Below are 15,626 nucleotides of genomic sequence, written 5' to 3'. Positions count from 1 at the left end.
TGTGCTCAGGGCCGCGAGGCGGCCGTTGACGCGGGCGCCGATACAGGCGTGGGCGGCCTCGCCGTGGACGGCGTAGGCGGCATCGACGCATGTCGCACCGGCCGGCAGGCCCAGCGGGTCGCCGTCGCCGTCGCTGTAGCTGCTCTTGCGCCGGGCGGCCGCGCCCGGGAAGTCGTACGCGACTTCGACGCAGCTACCGCCGTCGCCGTCGCTGTAGCTGCTCTTGCGCCACTGTGCGGAGCTCAGGTCGTACCGCTGCATCGTCTGTAGTCCTCCGCCGCCGACTCGATGAGGGAGAGGGACGCCTCCGGTGACAGAGCGGTGGCCCTGAGCAGATCGTATGTGTTTTGGGCCCGCTTCACTACGGCCGGATTGTCCAGCAGATTCCCCGAATACACCGCCTCTGTATAGGCGGTTGGCGGCGCGTCATCGAACTCCATGAGCGTGAGCATCTTGCCCATCTGCGTGTAGGCCCCGCCCAGGTACGGGATGACCTGCACCAGCGCCCTGCGGTCGCGCACGCAGGCGGCGACATGCTCCAGTTGCGCCGCCATCGCCGCCGGACCGCCCACCGGGATGCGCAGCACCGTCTCGTGAAGGATCGCCCAGAACACGGGCCGGGGCGCGTCCCGCAGGAGCCGGGCGCGCTCCATCCTGGCCTTCACCGTTTCCTCGACGAACTCCTCGGTCGCCAGCGGGTTGCTCGCGAGCACGATGGTCCGTGCGTACTCGGGCGTCTGCAGCAGGCCGGGTACGACGGACGGCTCGAAGATGCAGATCTTCGTCGCCATCGCCTCCAGCTCCGCCGCCAGCGCGAAGTAGGACGCGTAAGGCGAGCCGTCGATGAGCTTTTTGCAGAGCCGTCCGAAAATACCGTCGGTTTGCAGGACTTCATCGATTCTTTGTGCCACATCCAGCTGCGGTTTGCGGATCGCCTGTTCGAACTGGCCGATGTACCCACAGGACACGAATACCCGCGCGCCCAGTTCCACCTGTGTGAGCCCCGCGGACTCGCGGCGTCGGCGCAGTTCGGCGCCGAAGAACTCCCATGCGTCCTGCCTGCTCCGTCCGAGGTTGGTCATGGCCGCTCATCTCCCCTGTTCAGCGCTGCGCTTGCAGGGCGCTCACCCCTTCCGAACCCTAGCTGCGGAGCGTCACGATCGGAGTGCGAAGAGTTAAATCGAACTCGAAAGGGCAGGGATGACGGAAATGGATGGAGAACGACACTCAACCGTCTGTCTGGAAGAGGCGGAAGCGGCCGTCGGGCGAATGCGCGAAGTGCTGGCGCAGGCCGGAATCAAGCTGCCGTCGCTGAGGCTGGATCCGATTTCGTATGCGAGGGAGAAGCCGTGTCCGATGGTCGACCTCGGGCGGTGCACGGTCGACGTGGCGAATCGCGTGACCGCGGTGCTGGAAGCGGGGACGCGGACGGGGGCGGCGTGCGAGGAGAGGTGAGACTGCCCGTGGGCGCGTACGCCATGGATACCCGTACCGGCCGTGTGGGGCTGGTCATGGGGCAGACGGGGCCCTATGTGCAGCTCCGGCCGCTCGGCGGGGGGCGGGAGTGGGACTGCCCGCCCGAGTCCGTGCGGACGGCCACCGCCGCGGAGCGGCTGCGCGCGGCGACGGCGTACGCGAACGCGCGCAGCCGGGGGGAACTGCCGTAGCCGGGACCTCGGCGGCCGGCGCGGAGAAGACGGCCGTGCTGCCGGGTGGCCCGGTGCCGCCCGGCAGGGTGCCCCCCGGCATGCGGGGCGCGCCCGGCGCAGGGCGCCGTCCCGGGGGCCGGGCTCCCGGGGGCCGGGCTCAGTGTGCCGCCACGACCAGGGCGAGGCCGATGACCGCGGGGACGGTCTGGACGAAGAGGATGCGGCGGTTGGCGGTCGCGGCGCCGTACAGGCCCGCGACGGCCACGCAGGCCAGGAAGAAGATCTTCACCTGGAAGCCGACCGGGTCGGAGGCCACGGCACCCCACACCAGCCCGGCGGCGAGGAAGCCGTTGTACAGCCCCTGGTTCGCGGCGAGTGCCTTGCTCTCGGCGGCGAACTCGGCGGTGGTGCCGAAGGCGGCGCGGGCCCGGGGGCCGGTCCACAGGAACATCTCGAGTATCAGGATGTACACGTGGAGTGCGGCGACGGCCAGTACCACGAAGGTTGCGGTGATCGACATGTACACAGCATCCCAGGGGTCCGGCCGTACGGGAGAATGGCTCCATGAGTCTGTTCCGCGACGACGGCATCGTGCTGCGCACCCAGAAGCTGGGCGAGGCCGACCGCATCATCACGATGCTGACGCGCGGGCACGGGCGGGTGCGGGCCGTGGCGCGCGGCGTGCGGCGTACGAAGTCGAAGTTCGGGGCGCGCCTGGAGCCGTTCTCGCACGTCGACGTGCAGTTCTTCGCGCGGGGCGGCGAGCTGATCGGGCGCGGGCTGCCGCTGTGCACGCAGAGCGAGACGATCGCCCCGTACGGCAGCGCCATCGTCACCGACTACGCCCGCTACACGGCGGGGACGGCGATGCTGGAGACCGCCGAGCGGTTCACCGACCACGAGGGCGAGCCGGCGGTCCAGCAGTACCTGCTGCTGGTGGGCGCCCTGCGCACGCTGGCGCGCGGCGAGCACGAGCCCAACCTCGTCCTCGACGCCTTCCTGCTCCGCTCGCTCGCGGTCAACGGCTACGCCCCCAGCTTCGGGGACTGCGCGAAGTGCGGAATGCCCGGCCCCAACCGGTTCTTCTCGGTGGCCGCGGGCGGGGTGATATGCGGCGACTGCCGGGTGCCCGGGAGCGTCGTACCCTCTGCTGAGGCCGTCGCGCTGCTCAGCGCGCTGCTGACGGGGGACTGGGAGACGGCCGACGCGAGTGAGGCGCGGCACGTCCGGGAGGGCAGCGGCCTGGTGTCGGCGTATCTGCACTGGCACCTGGAGCGCGGACTGCGCTCGCTGCGGTACGTGGAGAAGTAGCCGGACGGGCCCGGTCCGCGAGTCCGGACGGAACGGCAAGGTCGAGAACGGAGAGTAGTGAGCCTCATGGCAGCTGGGCGACGAGGGATCCTGGGGCGGCATCGCCGCGAGTACAAGGTGCCTGAGCCGCACCCGTCCGGCGCCCGGCCGCCGAAGATCCCCGGTGAGCTGGTCCCCAAGCACGTGGCCTGCGTCATGGACGGCAACGGCCGGTGGGCGAAGGAGCGCGGCCTGCCGCGCACGGAGGGGCACAAGGTCGGTGAGGGCGTCGTCCTGGACGTGCTGAAGGGCTGCCTGGAGATCGGCGTCAAGAACCTCTCGCTGTACGCCTTCTCGACCGAGAACTGGAAGCGGTCCCCCGATGAGGTGCGCTTCCTGATGAACTTCAACCGGGACGTCATCAGGCGCCGCCGGGACGAGATGGACGAGCTGGGGATCCGGATCCGCTGGGTCGGCCGGATGCCGAAGATGTGGAAGTCCGTCGTCCAGGAGCTCCAGGTCGCCCAGGAGCAGACCAAGGGCAACGACGCGATGACGCTGTACTTCTGCGTCAACTACGGCGGGCGCGCGGAGATCGCGGACGCCGCGCAGAAACTGGCCCGTGACGTGGCGGAGGGCAGGCTGGACCCGTCGAAGGTCAATGAGAAGACCTTCGCGAAGTACCTGTACTACCCGGACATGCCGGACGTCGACCTCTTCCTGCGCCCGAGCGGTGAGCAGCGCACGTCCAACTACTTGATATGGCAGAGCAGCTACGCCGAGATGGTCTTCCAGGACGTGCTGTGGCCCGACTTCGACCGGCGCGACCTGTGGCGTGCCTGCCTGGAGTACGCCTCGCGCGACCGGCGTTTCGGAGGCGCCGTCCCGAACGAGGAGCTGCTGAGGATGCAGGGCGGCGGCCAGGGCGCCTGAGGCGGCCCCGGCTGCCCCGTGGCACCCGTGGCACCCGCGGTCCCTGGCACCCGCGGCCCCCGTGGTCCCCGGCCCGGCGGGCGGCGGCCCGGGGAGGCTCAGTCGAAGGTGAGGACGGGTTTGACGACCCGGCCCGAGGCGGCGGCCGCGGCCGCCGCCTCGATGTCGCGGAAGCGGAACTCGCTGACGAGCCTCTCCACCGGAAGCACGCCCCGGCGGTGGAGGCCGACCAGCCGGGGAATGAACTCGGCGGGCACGGCGTCGCCCTCGATGACGCCGCGGATGCGGATGCCCCTGGCCATGACGGCCATGACGTCGAACTCGGCCCGCGCCCCGATGCCGACCAGGGCGAGTGTGCCCAGCCGGCGCAGGGCCGCGAGCGCCTGGGTGATGACGTCGGGCCGGCCGGTGGTGTCGATGGCGTAGTGGCTCCCGCCGGCGGTGAGGCCGCGGACGGTCGCGGCCACGGCGCCGTCCGCGACAGGGTCGACGGCCGCGGCGGCGCCGAGTTCCACGGCCAGGGCGCGGCGGGAGGCGACGGGGTCGACGGCGATCACGCAGCACCCCTCCGCGACGGCGGCCATGACGGCGCTCAGCCCCACGCCTCCGGCGCCGAACACCGTCAGCGCGGAGCCCTTCTCGGGGCGCAGGACGTTGAGGACGGTTCCGGCGCCCGTCTGCACGCCGCATCCGAGGGGCGCGGCGAGTACGGGCGGCAGGCCGGCCGGGACCCTGACGGTGTTGCTCTCGTGGGCGAGGGCATGGGTGGCGAAGCTGGACTGGCCGAAGAAGCTGCCGAAGACCGGGGCGCCGCCGCGGGAGAGCGGGGTACTCCCGTCGGCCCGCGAGCCGGTCGCGTTGAGGCCCGCCGAGCAGTAGGCGGGCCGGCCCGCCGCGCACTGCTCGCAGAGTCCGCAGCTGCGGTAGCTCAGGCACACGGTGTCGCCGGGAGCCACCCGGGTCACCGCCTCGCCCACGGCCTCGACCACGCCGGCGCCCTCGTGACCGAGGACCATGGGCAGGCGCTCGCGCGGCCAGCCCTGTCTGGTGCTGAGGTCGGTGTGGCAGATTCCGGCCGCGGTGATCCTCACCAGGATCTCGTCCGGCCGGGGTTCCTCGATGTCGACGTCCCGGACGGTGAAGGGACCACCGGGGGACTCCAGCAGGGCTGCCTGGATGCGCACGGGCTCAGTCGCGTTCGAGGACGAAGTAGTAGTGCCGGCCGTCGTCGAGGGCGTCCTTGCCGTTCATCACACCGAGCAGTGTGGACCCGTCGATCCTCTTGAAGTGGTCCAGGACGGGCATGCCGTCATAGACCATCGTGGCGGTCGACTCGCCGCGGAACTCGACCATCCACAGGCTGGCCTCGCCCTTGCCGAGCCGGACGTCGGAGAACAGCTCGCCGTCGGCGTCGCGGCAGATCAGCGGCTTGGCGTCGGAGACCGAGCGGAAGGTCTTGCCGTACCAGTTCGCCCGGGCCAGCCGGCCCTCGGCCCGGTGGCCGCTGACGAACTCGCTGCCCTTCCAGGAGCCGAGGATCTCCTCGGGGCGCACGGTCTCCAGGGCGGCCCACAGCTCGTCCAGTTCCTCGGTCGACACCTTGCCGCCGGCCGCCCTTACGGCGGCGATACGGGTACGGGCCTGCTCGGCGTCCATGGGGACTCCTCTCGACGGGTGTCCTCACCATGCCCTGACAGATGCGCCTCGAAACGTCAGAGTGTTTCATGAGGTGGGCGGGGCGGCGTCAGCCCCCGGACCGCCATGTCCACGAGCAGCCGCACATGTCCCGCTGCCTCCGGTGTGCCGCGGGCCTGGAGGGCGATGCCCTTGGTCGCGTACAGCAGCATGGTCGCCGTCTCGGCGGCCCGCGCTCCCAGCGCCGACGGGTCGAAGGTGTCCGGGTGGCCTTCGAGGACCGACCGCAGCACCCCGACGATCCGGTCCTCGAAGGCCACCCACACGTCGTTGGCCTGCTGGTACGTCTCGGCCGCCAGTTCCGCCCCGAACCCCGGCCCGCTCCCGGGCCGGTCGGCGTCGCCGGTGCCGTGCATCCCCAGAACCAGGAAGAGGACGGCGGACAGCCGCTCCGCGGCGTCGGCACCCGGCTTCCGCGCCGCGGCCTCGGCCCGGTCGGCAACGCCCTCCAGGCCCCAGCGCACGGCGGCGCGGAAGATCTCCTCCTTGTTCCGGAAGTACTGGTACAGGGCCGGCCGCGACACCTTCGCGGCACGGGCGATGACGTCCATCGACGTGCGCCGGTAGCCGAAACGGGAGAAGCAGTCGACCGCGGCACGCAGGAACCGGTCGTGACGCGCCTCGGTGAGCTCTGGCATGGGGCAAGCGTAGTGAGGGCGCCGGACGGCCCTCGTCGGGCGACGCGCGGGCTCCTTCCCGCGGGCGGGGGCGGACGTGTCAGTCCTGCGCGGGCCTGTCAGTCCGCTGCGGGTCCGTCAGTCCTGCGCGGCCGCGCACTCCGCGCAGGTGCCGAAGATCTCCACGGTGTGGGCCACGTTCACGAAACCGTGCTGCTCGGCGATCGTCTCCGCCCACTTCTCGACGGCCGGGCCCTCCACCTCGACGGCCTTGCCGCAGCCGCGGCAGACGAGGTGGTGGTGGTGCTCGCCGCTGGAGCAGCGGCGGTAGACGGCCTCGCCGTCGCTGGTGCGCAGGACGTCGACCTCACCGGCGTCGGCGAGGGACTGGAGGGTGCGGTAGACCGTGGTCAGCCCGACCGAGTCGCCGCGGTGCTTGAGCATGTCGTGCAGTTCCTGCGCGCTGCGGAACTCGTCCACCTCGTCCAGCGCCGCCGCGACGGCGGCGCGCTGCCGCGTCGACCTGCCCCGCACGGGAGCTGTGACCTCGCTCTTCTGCGCCGTCGCCACCGTTGCCTCCTCCTTGCGTCTGCTGCCGGGCCATTGTGCCAGGTCGCCCTTCGCACCCGGCCCGGCCGAGGACCGGCTCAGACCTTCACGTCGTCCGCCGACCCGCGTGTCGCGGGCACCCCGCCCTCAAGGGTGCACTCCGCCCCGGCCGCGGCGACAGACCGCGCCCTGCGGCGCGCCACCGGCGCGGAGAGCGCCGTGAAGAGCACGAACACGCCGATGGCCAGCAGCACGATCGCCGCGCCGGACGGGGCGTCGACGTAGTACGTGGTGACGGTGCCGGTCACGGACACGGTCACGCCGATGCCCATGGCGATGGCGAGTGTCGCGGCGAAACCGTGCGCGACGCGCTGGGCGGCAGCGACCGGGATCACCATCATCGCGCTGACGAGGAGCAGGCCGACGATGCGCATGGCGACGGTGACGGTCACCGCGGCCGTGACGGCGAGCAGCAGGTTGAGCAGCCGCACCGGCAGTCCGGTGACCCGGGCGAACTCCTCGTCCTGGCAGACGGCGAACAGCTGCCTGCGCAGTCCGACGGTGACGGCGAGCACGAACGCGGCCAGGACGCAGACGGCGGTGACGTCCTCCTGGGAGACCGTGGTGATGGAGCCGAACAGGTAGCTGGTCAGGTTGGCCGTGGAGCCGCCCGGAGCCAGATTGATGATCATGACACCGCCGGCCATGCCGCCGTAGAACAGCATCGCGAGCGCGATGTCCCCGCTGGTCCTGCCCCGGGAGCGGATCACCTCCATGCCGACCGCGCCGAGCACGGCGACCAGCGTCGCCATCCACACCGGGCTGGTGTTCATCAGGAAGCCGAGCGCGACGCCCGTCATCGCCACGTGCCCGATGCCGTCGCCCATGATCGCCTGGCGGCGCTGGACGAGATAGGTGCCGATGGCGGGCGCGGTGAGGCCCACCAGCAGCGCGGCGATCAGCGCCCGCTGCATGAAGGCGTAGTCGAGGATTTCCATGTCGGTTCGCCTTCCGGGGTCAGGTCAGCAGGCCCGTACGGAGCGGCTCGGCGTCCCGGGCGGCGTGCGGGTGTACGTGGTCGTGGCCGGGCAGCGCGTGCTGGCCGACGGCCTTCGGGGGCGGGCCGTCGTGGACCACGCAGCCGTCGCGCAGCACGACGGCCCGGTCGATCAGCGGCTCCAGCGGGCCCAGCTCGTGCAGGACGAGCAGGACGGTGGTGCCGGCGGCGACCTGCTCGCGCAGGGTGCCGGCCAGCACCTCCTGGCTGCCCAGGTCCACACCGGCCATCGGCTCGTCCATGATCAGCAGTTCGGGTTCGCCGGCCAGCGCGCGGGCGATCAGCACCCGCTGGTGCTGGCCGCCGGAGAGCGCGTTGACGGAGTCCCTGGCCCGGTCCGCGAGACCCACCAGTGCCAGGGCGCGGTCCACGGCGGCGCGGTCCGCCCTGCCGAGCCGCCCGAGCCTCGTGCGGGACAGCCGGCCCGCCGAGACGACCTCGCGGACGGTCGCGGGGACGCCGGAGGCGGCCGTGGTGCGCTGCGGCACGTAGCCGATGCGCGCCCAGTCGCGGAAGTGCCCGGCGGGCGTGCCGAACAGCGACAGCTCGCCGTCGCTCAGCGGCACCTGGCCGACGACGGCGCGCACGGCGGTCGACTTGCCGGAGCCGTTCGCGCCGAGCAGGGCCACGACCTCACCGCGCCGGACCGTGAGGTCGACGCCGCGCAGCACGGGGCGTGAGCCGAGCGAGGCGACGGCGCCTCGCATCGCTATGACGTCCTCCATGGGCCGATCAGCCTCCGATGCCAATGTCGATGCCGGTGTCGGTGCAGACGCCGGTGCTGTCGCTGCCGCCGGCGGGTGTGCGGTCACTTGGCCCCCAGGGCCTTCTCCAGGGCCGTGAGGTTGGACCGCATGACCTCGAAGTAGTCATCGCCCGCGGACTGGTCGGTAATTCCCTCCAGCGGATCGAGGACGTCCGTCTCGAGGCCGGTGTCCTCGGCGAGGGTCTTCGCGGTCCTGTCACTGGCGAGGGTCTCGAAGAACACCGTGGTGACCTTGTCCTCCTCGGCGATCTCCTGGAGCTCCCTGACCCGGGCGGGGCTGGGCTCCGACTCGGGATCGACGCCGGCGATGCCCGCCTGCTCCAGGCCGTAGCGCTCGGCGAGGTAGCCGAAGGCGGAGTGGGTGGTGATGAAGGTCCTGGTGGTGGTGTTCTTCAGGCCCTCCTGGAACTCCTTGTCGAGTGCGTTCAGCTTGCCGACGAGTTCCCCGGTGTTCTTCTTGTACGCGGCCGCGTTGTCCGGGTCGGCCTTCTCCAGGGCCTTGCCGACGCCCTCGGCGACCTCGGCGTACTTCACCGGGTCGAGCCAGACGTGGGGGTCGGCGGAGCCCTCGTCGCCGTGGTCGTGGTCGTGTTCCCCGCCCTCGGCCTCGCCTCCGGCCTCTTCCTCGTGCCCGTCCTCGCCGCCGTGCTTCTCGAGGTCGGTGAGGGTCGCCGCGTCGATCTTCGTCCCGGTCTCGGCCTGGGCGACGGCGTCGTCGACGGCGGGCTGGAGGCCCTTGAGGTAGAGGACGATGTCCGCCTCGTTGAGTTCCCCGGTCTGCTGCGGGGTGATCTCCAGGTCGTGCGGCTCGACCCCGGGCTTGGTCAGACCCGAGACGGAGACGTGGTCGCCGCCTATCTGCCGGGCCAGGAACTCCATGGGGTAGAACGACGCCACGATGTCCAGCCGGCCGTCCTTCCCTCCGTCCGCGGCGTCGGACGGGGAACACGCGGAGAGGGCGACCATGCCGAGGGCGGCGGCCCCGGCCACGGCCGCGGTGGGTATCAGGCGTCGTGCGTTCATGACAGTCATTTTCAACAAATCTGGAAACGATTGTCAACAAAGAAGCGGAGTCCGGCTCCGGGAGGACCGGCGGCCGGATCCCCGGAAGGGCAAGGCCCGGGAAAGCGGGCAACCGATTTGGTCCGGGGGGCGGCGACGCCGGTAACCTGAAGCATTCGCTGCCGTCCGTTCGTCATGAAGAGAGACCCGTGGCCGCCGACAAGATCGACACCATCGTCAGCCTGAGCAAGCGCCGTGGCTTCGTCTACCCCTGTAGTGAGATCTACGGTGGTCAGCGCGCCGCCTGGGACTACGGCCCGCTCGGCGTCGAGCTCAAGGAGAACATCAAGCGCCTGTGGTGGCGCTACATGGTCACTTCCCGCGAGGACGTGGTCGGTATCGACTCGTCGGTGATCCTGGCCTCCGAGGTGTGGGTGGCCTCCGGTCACGTCGCGACCTTCACCGACCCGCTGACCGAGTGCACCGCCTGCCACAAGCGGTTCCGCTCCGACCACCTGGAAGAGGCGTACGAGGCCAAGCACGGTCGCCTCCCCGAGAACGGGCTCGCCGACGTCAACTGCCCCAACTGCGGCAACAAGGGCCAGTTCACCGAGCCCAAGCAGTTCTCCGGCCTGCTCTCCACGCACCTCGGCCCGACCCAGGACTCCGGCTCCGTCGCCTACCTGCGTCCGGAGACCGCCCAGGGCATCTTCACCAACTTCGCCCAGGTGCAGCAGACCTCGCGCAAGAAGCCGCCGTTCGGCATCGCGCAGATGGGCAAGTCCTTCCGGAACGAGATCACTCCGGGCAACTTCATCTTCCGCACCCGCGAGTTCGAGCAGATGGAGATGGAGTTCTTCGTCAAGCCGGGCGAGGACGAGAAGTGGCAGGAGTACTGGATGGAGCAGCGCTGGAGCTGGTACACCGGCCTCGGCATGCGCGAGGAGAACATGCGGTGGTACGAGCACCCGAAGGAGAAGCTCTCCCACTACTCCAAGCGCACCGCGGACATCGAGTACCGCTTCCAGTTCGGCGGCAATGAGTGGGGCGAGCTCGAAGGCGTCGCCAACCGCACCGACTTCGACCTCGGCGCCCACTCCAAGGCCTCCGGCCAGGACCTGACGTACTTCGACCAGGAGGCCGGCGAGCGCTGGACGCCGTACGTCATCGAGCCCGCCGCCGGTGTCGGCCGCGCGATGCTGGCGTTCCTCCTCGACGCGTACACCGAGGACGAGGCGCCCAACGCCAAGGGCGTGCTGGAGAAGCGCACCGTGATGCGCCTCGACCCGCGCCTCGCCCCGGTCAAGGTCGCGGTCCTGCCGCTGTCCCGCAACCCGCAGCTCTCGCCGAAGGCGCGCGGCCTGGCCTCCGCGCTGCGGCAGAACTGGAACATCGAGTTCGACGACGCCGGCGCCATCGGCCGCCGCTACCGCCGCCAGGACGAGATCGGCACCCCGTTCTGTGTCACCGTCGACTTCGACACCCTGGACGACAACGCGGTGACCGTGCGTGAGCGCGACACCATGAAGCAGGAGCGCGTCTCCCTCGACCAGATCGAGTCGTACCTGGCGAGCCGCCTCGTCGGCTGCTGAGCCAGTCGGCCGGCGGCCGACCGGCTGGGGCCGCCGATCGCGGGCAGAAGCCGACGACGGGCCGCTTTCCCTGCGGGGAGAGCGGCCCGTCGTGCACACTGGGCGCGCATCAGCCGATGGGGAGGCCGTATGGCGTCGACCGCCACCAGCAAGGTCAGCCGATGGGACCAGCACGGCCGCATGCACGTCGTCCGCGTCGAGCGTGCGGGCGGCCGGCGGTCGCTGACCTGCGACACCTGCGGCTGGCGCAGAGGAGCGCAGTTCCTGCCGTGGCTCAAGGCCGAGGAACACCTCGCCCAGGAACACCAGGCGACCGTGGACCCGGCGGGCGGCTGAGCGCTCCGTCGGCTGGTTCTGTCCGCTTCCAGCGGCAGTGTTTGTCCGCTGGTTCGGGCAGCAGTCGGGGATCTTGAGGCCCGCGGATGTTCAATCGCCCTCGGCCTGCGTAGAAGGCCCGCCGCCCGGGTAGCGGGCGACCTGGTTGTCACCGACGGCCGACTGGAGACGATTCTGGCGGCGCTCATCGAGGGCCGCGGTCGTCCGGCCAGGCCGGCGAGGCGCATCAGGCATTCTTCGCGGGTTCGCCGTGGGTGCAGCCGGTCAGTCCGGCCGCGGTCAGGGTGAGGTGCTGGGCCAGTGCCTCGGCCGCGGTGTCGGCGTCGCGGGCCAGCGCCGCCTCCTCCAGCCGGCGGTGCTCGCCGGCGCCGTCCCGGTCGGGGACGCGGTGTGCCGACCAGCGGCGAGCCAGCTCGCTCGCGGTCCACATCCGGTCGAAGGTCTCCAGCAGGATGGGGTTGCCGCACCCCTCCAGCAGGGTGCGGTGGAAGACCCGGTGGGCTTCGGACCACGCGCCGCTGTAGTGCTCGCCCTCCTCCGGAACGTACGCCGGGGTGCGGGCCAGACGGTGGTGGGCGGCTCGTACGCGGGCCTCCCAGTCGACATCGCCGCGCTCGATGGACATGCGCAGCACGACCGGTTCGAGGGTCCGGCGCGCCTCCGTGATCTCCTGCCAGCGGCGGTCGGAGAAGGCCGGGACGGCGAAACCGCGGTTGGGCAGCCGGTCGGCGAGGCCCTCGCCGACCACCCGCACGAGCGCCTCGCGCACGACGGCCAGGCTCACGCACTGTTCCTTGGCGAGGTCCTGTGGTTTGAGGGCGTCACCGGGGGCGTAGTCCCCGCGCATGATCGCGTCCCGCAGGTGTGCGTAGACCTGCTCGGAGAGCATCTGCTTCCCCGACCAGGTCGAGGCGTGGGCCGTCTGGGTCATGCCTTCAGCATAGATGATCCGGCAAATAATCGATTATTAATGCTATCGTCGATCTAGCGGCCGATGGAAGGCGACGGTGGTGTCCCTACGCGACGCCGCAGGCCCCCGTCGGCCGCATCACCGCAATCCGACTCCCACAGCACGGAGTGAAAGGAACGACGCGATGAGCGCCAACGACCCCTTCGCCCGCCTCCCCGAGGCGGCCTCCTTCACCGTGACCAGCACCACCGTGGCCGCCGGCGCCGCCTGGTCGCTCGAGCAGTTCTCCGGCATCTTTGGCGTCCCCGGCGGGAAGGACGTCTCCCCGCAGCTCTCCTGGAGCGGCGCCCCGGAAGGCACCAAGAGCTACGCCGTCACCGTCTACGACCCCGACGCCCCCACCGGGTCCGGGTTCTGGCACTGGGCGGTCGCCGACATCCCCGCCACAGTCACCGAGCTGACCGAGGGCGCCGGCGACGACACCGGCTCGGGCCTGCCCGAGGGCGCCTTCCAACTGCCCAACGACGCCCGCGCAGCCCGCTTCATCGGCGCCGCCCCGCCGGCCGGGCACGGCCCTCACCGCTACTTCGTCGTGGTGCACGCCCTCGACGTCGAGTCCATCGGCGTCCCGGCCGACGCCACCCCGGCCGTCCTCGGCTTCACCATGGCCGGCCACATCCTCGGCCGCGCGGTCCTGACCGCCACCGCCGAAACCCCCGCCTGACGAACAGCATGCCCGGACTCATCGACCCCACGGAGACGTATCTGCGCACCATCCTGGAGCTCGAGGAGGAAGACGTGGTTCCCCTGCGCGCCCGCATCGCCGAGCGCCTGGTCCAGAGCGGTCCCACCGTCAGCCAGACCGTCGCCCGCATGGAGCGCGACGGTCTGCTGCATGTCGCCGGCGACCGGCACCTGGAGCTGACGGAGGAGGGCCGTCGGCTTGCCACGCGCGTGATGCGCAGGCACCGGCTCGCGGAGTGCCTGCTCGTCGACGTGATCGGGCTGGAGTGGGAGCAGGTGCACGCCGAAGCCTGCCGCTGGGAGCACGTGATGAGCGAGGCCGTCGAACGCCGCGTCCTGGAGCTGCTGCGGCACCCGACGGAGTCGCCCTACGGCAACCCGATCCCGGGCCTGGAGGAGCTCGGCGGGAAGAGCACTGGCCTTGCGGACTCACGAACAAAGCCGGTCGGCAGTCCGGTGCGTCACCCGCGGGTCCGTCGTGGCCGGCCGCGCCCACGCGGCGGAGCCGCCTGCGGCACAGCCCCGTGTCCCTCCGGGGCGCCGCCGAAGCGCACTGAACCTCACTCACCGGCCCCGCTCGGAGACCGCGCCCGGCTCCGGGCCGGGCGCGGTCTAGACGCTGTAGTGGGCGATCGAGATCAGTGTGTCCGAGCCCGTGGGGCTGACCTGGATGGTCACGCCCTTGTCGCCGCGCGTGGCGAGCAGGTGGACGCTCGTCTCGCCCTCGTACTTCGATCTGATGTCCCAGCCCTCGTCCTCCAGCACGCCGATGTAGAAGTCGCCGACCTCGCTCACGGAGTCGTCGGTCCGCAGCATCGTGAAGCCCGTGGTCTCGGTGGTGACCTCCGCCCCCGGGTACTTGCGGACCGGCCCGGCGCTCTCCTCCTCGCCGGGCGGGCTCGTACGCTCCTGCGGCTCGCTCGTCGCCGCGGTGGGCGACCCGGTGGTCTCGGTGGCGGGAGCCGTCGCGGTCGTCGCGGTCGCGTCCGGCTGGTCCCCGTCCGAGTCGCCGCACCCGGTGAGGAAGAGGGCGAGCGCGGCCAGACCGGCCGCCGCGGCGTACGGGATTCTCTTCGGCACGGCGCCTCCTGCTCAGGCCCAAGGGCACGACAAAGGCACTGCGGGCACGTGGGGGGAGGGGATGGTGGCTCTCGCGCGCCGCCCGGGGACCGCAGTGACGCGGGACGCCGCGCACCGCCGGGCGACCGGCGACGCAGAAACCTCGCACTCAGCCTGCGCCGTGCCCTGTCCCGCCGCAACTCGGCCGCCGCCCAGCGGATGCGCACGCGTACGGACGGTCATCGGCGTGCCGGGTGAAAACGTGTTGCCCGCGCGGTGGCCGGGCTGCGAGCCTGCCGGGCGTGACCGACGAGACGCAGCGCACCGCCCGGCCGGTGGAGGACCTCTTCTCAAAAGGGAGACTGACGGCCGTCCCGCGCAAGGCGGCCCGGCGCGAGCAGCTGCTCGCGCACCTCGCCCGGACCCTGTTCGAACCAGGCCGCTCCTACACCGAGCAGGAGGTCAACGACGCGCTGCGCGCCGTGCACGACGACTGCGCCGCTCTGCGCCGCTACCTCGTGGTGGCCGGACTGCTGGCCCGGACGAAGGACGGCGGCAGCTACCGCCGCACGCCGGACGCCGCCTGATCGAGCGGGGGCCGACGAGGTCCGGTGCGGTTCCGGCGGCACCCGGCGCCTCAGCGTGACCAGGGCGCGGCCGGGACGGCGGGATCAGGTTCCGTACGGCGGGAAGGCATCGTCGATGCCCGGCGTCCCGCCCGCGCCCGGGGTCGTGAGTGCCCGTGCCCGCCCGGGCCGGCGACCGGGCTCAGGCGAGGACCCTGGGCAGCCGCAGGCTCATCAGCACCGTCGGCACCACCCCGGCCAACTGCACGAGCAGCGTCACCACCAGCGCGTCACGCATTCCCGAGCCGGGGACCAGTGCCAGGAAGAGACTGCCGAGCGCGGCCACGCCCAGAGCCATCGCCGCCTGCTGCGTCGTGGTCATCACGCCGCTGCCCACGCCCGCGCGCTCGCCCGGGCGCTGCCGCCCGAGGACCGCAACTGCATGTGGCTCGCCTACCCCAATGACGAGTGGCGCGAGGCGATGGTGCGCCGCGACGACGTGCTGCGCGCCATCACGGCCAAGTTCCGCGCCGCGATGGCCGAGCACGTCGCCGAGCCGCCGTGGAAGGCGCTGGTCGCCAGACTGCGGCTGGCCTCGCCCGAATTCCGGGAGATCTGGGAGCGGCACGAGGTGCTGGGCGCCGCCGACAAGGAGAAGAGGTTCCGCAACAGCAGGGTCGGACCGCTCCACCTGGAGCACACCAGCCTGTGGCCGGGCCCGCGCACGGGCCCGCGCCTGGTGACGTACGTGCCCGTGGACGAGGAGTCGCGCGAACGGCTGGAGCGGCTTCAGGCCCTCGCGCTCGCCGAGGTCTGAGCGTCGTCCGCGCCGGTGCCCGGTCCCCCCGCTCCCCCCGGTCC

Annotated in this window: 20 protein-coding genes and 3 pseudogenes; 10 read left to right on the top strand and 13 right to left on the bottom strand. The window is 71.5% G+C overall.

The window, feature by feature from the left end:
* Together GUY61_RS40350 and GUY61_RS22145 are read right to left on the bottom strand one after the other, a co-directional pair.
* On the bottom strand, positions 1–261 hold a 261-nt coding region (locus tag GUY61_RS40350), incomplete at its 3' end, for a DUF397 domain-containing protein (protein ID WP_166631974.1).
* Positions 243–1,082 (bottom strand): helix-turn-helix transcriptional regulator, encoded by an 840-nt coding sequence (locus GUY61_RS22145; protein WP_166631973.1) that lies wholly within the window; start codon positions 1,080–1,082, stop codon positions 243–245. The genes GUY61_RS22145 and GUY61_RS40350, both read right to left, overlap by 19 nt.
* Before the next feature lie 127 nt (positions 1,083–1,209).
* Between GUY61_RS22145 and GUY61_RS22140 the strand changes: the two genes are divergently transcribed.
* Positions 1,210–1,455, top strand: coding sequence for a hypothetical protein (locus tag GUY61_RS22140; RefSeq protein ID WP_166631972.1), 246 nt, complete (start codon positions 1,210–1,212; stop codon positions 1,453–1,455).
* Between the two features lie 23 nt (positions 1,456–1,478).
* Positions 1,479–1,667 carry a hypothetical protein gene (locus GUY61_RS22135; protein ID WP_208106309.1) on the top strand — a complete coding sequence of 63 codons (189 nt, stop codon included), beginning with the start codon at positions 1,479–1,481 and terminating at the stop codon, positions 1,665–1,667.
* A 139-nt stretch (positions 1,668–1,806) separates the two neighbouring features.
* Here the strand turns inward: GUY61_RS22135 and GUY61_RS22130 are convergent, their stop codons facing one another.
* On the bottom strand, positions 1,807–2,169 hold the full coding sequence (locus GUY61_RS22130; protein ID WP_166631970.1) for a DUF1304 domain-containing protein: 363 nt from the start codon (positions 2,167–2,169) through the stop codon (positions 1,807–1,809).
* 44 nt (positions 2,170–2,213) lie between these two features.
* Between GUY61_RS22130 and recO the strand changes: the two genes are divergently transcribed.
* Positions 2,214–2,960 carry a DNA repair protein RecO gene (recO, locus tag GUY61_RS22125; protein ID WP_166631969.1) on the top strand — a complete coding sequence of 249 codons (747 nt, stop codon included), beginning with the start codon at positions 2,214–2,216 and terminating at the stop codon, positions 2,958–2,960.
* Between the two features lie 66 nt (positions 2,961–3,026).
* On the top strand, positions 3,027–3,872 hold the full coding sequence (locus tag GUY61_RS22120) for an isoprenyl transferase (RefSeq protein ID WP_166631968.1): 846 nt from the start codon (positions 3,027–3,029) through the stop codon (positions 3,870–3,872).
* Between the two features lie 98 nt (positions 3,873–3,970).
* Here GUY61_RS22120 and GUY61_RS22115 read toward each other — a convergent pair whose 3' ends face one another.
* The 7 genes from GUY61_RS22115 to GUY61_RS22085 form a co-directional block, all read right to left on the bottom strand.
* The gene (locus GUY61_RS22115; RefSeq protein ID WP_166631967.1) at positions 3,971–5,056 is read right to left on the bottom strand and encodes an NAD(P)-dependent alcohol dehydrogenase; all 1,086 of its coding nucleotides are present in this window, start codon (positions 5,054–5,056) and stop codon (positions 3,971–3,973) included.
* A gap of 4 nt (positions 5,057–5,060) precedes the next feature.
* On the bottom strand, positions 5,061–5,528 hold the full coding sequence (locus GUY61_RS22110; protein ID WP_166631966.1) for a DUF4334 domain-containing protein: 468 nt from the start codon (positions 5,526–5,528) through the stop codon (positions 5,061–5,063).
* Between the two features lie 56 nt (positions 5,529–5,584).
* On the bottom strand, positions 5,585–6,205 hold the full coding sequence (locus GUY61_RS22105) for a TetR/AcrR family transcriptional regulator (RefSeq protein WP_166631965.1): 621 nt from the start codon (positions 6,203–6,205) through the stop codon (positions 5,585–5,587).
* A gap of 117 nt (positions 6,206–6,322) precedes the next feature.
* On the bottom strand, positions 6,323–6,754 hold the full coding sequence (locus GUY61_RS22100; RefSeq protein ID WP_166631964.1) for a Fur family transcriptional regulator: 432 nt from the start codon (positions 6,752–6,754) through the stop codon (positions 6,323–6,325).
* 77 nt (positions 6,755–6,831) lie between these two features.
* Complete coding sequence (locus tag GUY61_RS22095; protein WP_166631963.1) at positions 6,832–7,731, bottom strand: metal ABC transporter permease; 900 nt, start codon at positions 7,729–7,731, stop codon at positions 6,832–6,834.
* A 19-nt stretch (positions 7,732–7,750) separates the two neighbouring features.
* Positions 7,751–8,515: a metal ABC transporter ATP-binding protein gene (locus GUY61_RS22090; protein ID WP_166631962.1), complete on the bottom strand. Its 765-nt coding sequence runs from the start codon at positions 8,513–8,515 to the stop codon at positions 7,751–7,753.
* Between the two features lie 83 nt (positions 8,516–8,598).
* A complete protein-coding gene (locus tag GUY61_RS22085) occupies positions 8,599–9,579 on the bottom strand; it encodes a metal ABC transporter substrate-binding protein (protein WP_166631961.1) in 981 nt (326 codons plus the stop codon).
* Positions 9,580–9,767: 188 nt separating this feature from the next.
* Between GUY61_RS22085 and GUY61_RS22080 the strand changes: the two genes are divergently transcribed.
* Positions 9,768–11,150, top strand: coding sequence for a glycine--tRNA ligase (locus GUY61_RS22080; RefSeq protein WP_166631960.1), 1,383 nt, complete (start codon positions 9,768–9,770; stop codon positions 11,148–11,150).
* Positions 11,151–11,279: 129 nt separating this feature from the next.
* The gene (locus tag GUY61_RS22075) at positions 11,280–11,486 is read left to right on the top strand and encodes a hypothetical protein (RefSeq protein ID WP_166631959.1); all 207 of its coding nucleotides are present in this window, start codon (positions 11,280–11,282) and stop codon (positions 11,484–11,486) included.
* Between the two features lie 226 nt (positions 11,487–11,712).
* On the opposite strand, the gene GUY61_RS22070 is transcribed toward GUY61_RS22075, so the two are convergent.
* Positions 11,713–12,417: a GntR family transcriptional regulator gene (locus GUY61_RS22070; protein WP_166631958.1), complete on the bottom strand. Its 705-nt coding sequence runs from the start codon at positions 12,415–12,417 to the stop codon at positions 11,713–11,715.
* 163 nt (positions 12,418–12,580) lie between these two features.
* On the opposite strand from GUY61_RS22070, the gene GUY61_RS22065 reads away from it, so the two are divergent.
* Together GUY61_RS22065 and GUY61_RS22060 are read left to right on the top strand one after the other, a co-directional pair.
* Positions 12,581–13,120, top strand: coding sequence for a YbhB/YbcL family Raf kinase inhibitor-like protein (locus GUY61_RS22065; protein WP_166631957.1), 540 nt, complete (start codon positions 12,581–12,583; stop codon positions 13,118–13,120).
* An 8-nt stretch (positions 13,121–13,128) separates the two neighbouring features.
* A pseudogene (locus tag GUY61_RS22060) lies at positions 13,129–13,551 on the top strand (metal-dependent transcriptional regulator); the annotation flags it as partial.
* 201 nt (positions 13,552–13,752) lie between these two features.
* On the opposite strand, the gene GUY61_RS22055 reads toward GUY61_RS22060, so the two are convergent.
* Complete coding sequence (locus GUY61_RS22055; protein WP_166631955.1) at positions 13,753–14,220, bottom strand: hypothetical protein; 468 nt, start codon at positions 14,218–14,220, stop codon at positions 13,753–13,755.
* Between the two features lie 281 nt (positions 14,221–14,501).
* Here GUY61_RS22055 and GUY61_RS22050 point away from each other — a divergent pair, with 281 nt between their 5' ends.
* Positions 14,502–14,786, top strand: coding sequence for a DUF2087 domain-containing protein (locus tag GUY61_RS22050; protein ID WP_313896788.1), 285 nt, complete (start codon positions 14,502–14,504; stop codon positions 14,784–14,786).
* Between the two features lie 181 nt (positions 14,787–14,967).
* Here the strand turns inward: GUY61_RS22050 and GUY61_RS40345 are convergent.
* Positions 14,968–15,180 (bottom strand): annotated as a pseudogene (locus tag GUY61_RS40345) (MFS transporter); the annotation flags it as partial.
* Between the two features lie 3 nt (positions 15,181–15,183).
* Between GUY61_RS40345 and GUY61_RS40340 the strand changes: the two are divergent.
* A pseudogene (locus GUY61_RS40340) lies at positions 15,184–15,582 on the top strand (XRE family transcriptional regulator); the annotation flags it as partial.
* Positions 15,583–15,626 lie beyond the last annotated feature (44 nt).

The organism is Streptomyces sp. GC420 (assembly GCF_009916105.1).
Classification (GTDB): Bacteria; Actinomycetota; Actinomycetes; order Streptomycetales; family Streptomycetaceae; genus Streptomyces.
This window is presented reverse-complemented; position numbering and strand designations above follow the sequence as displayed.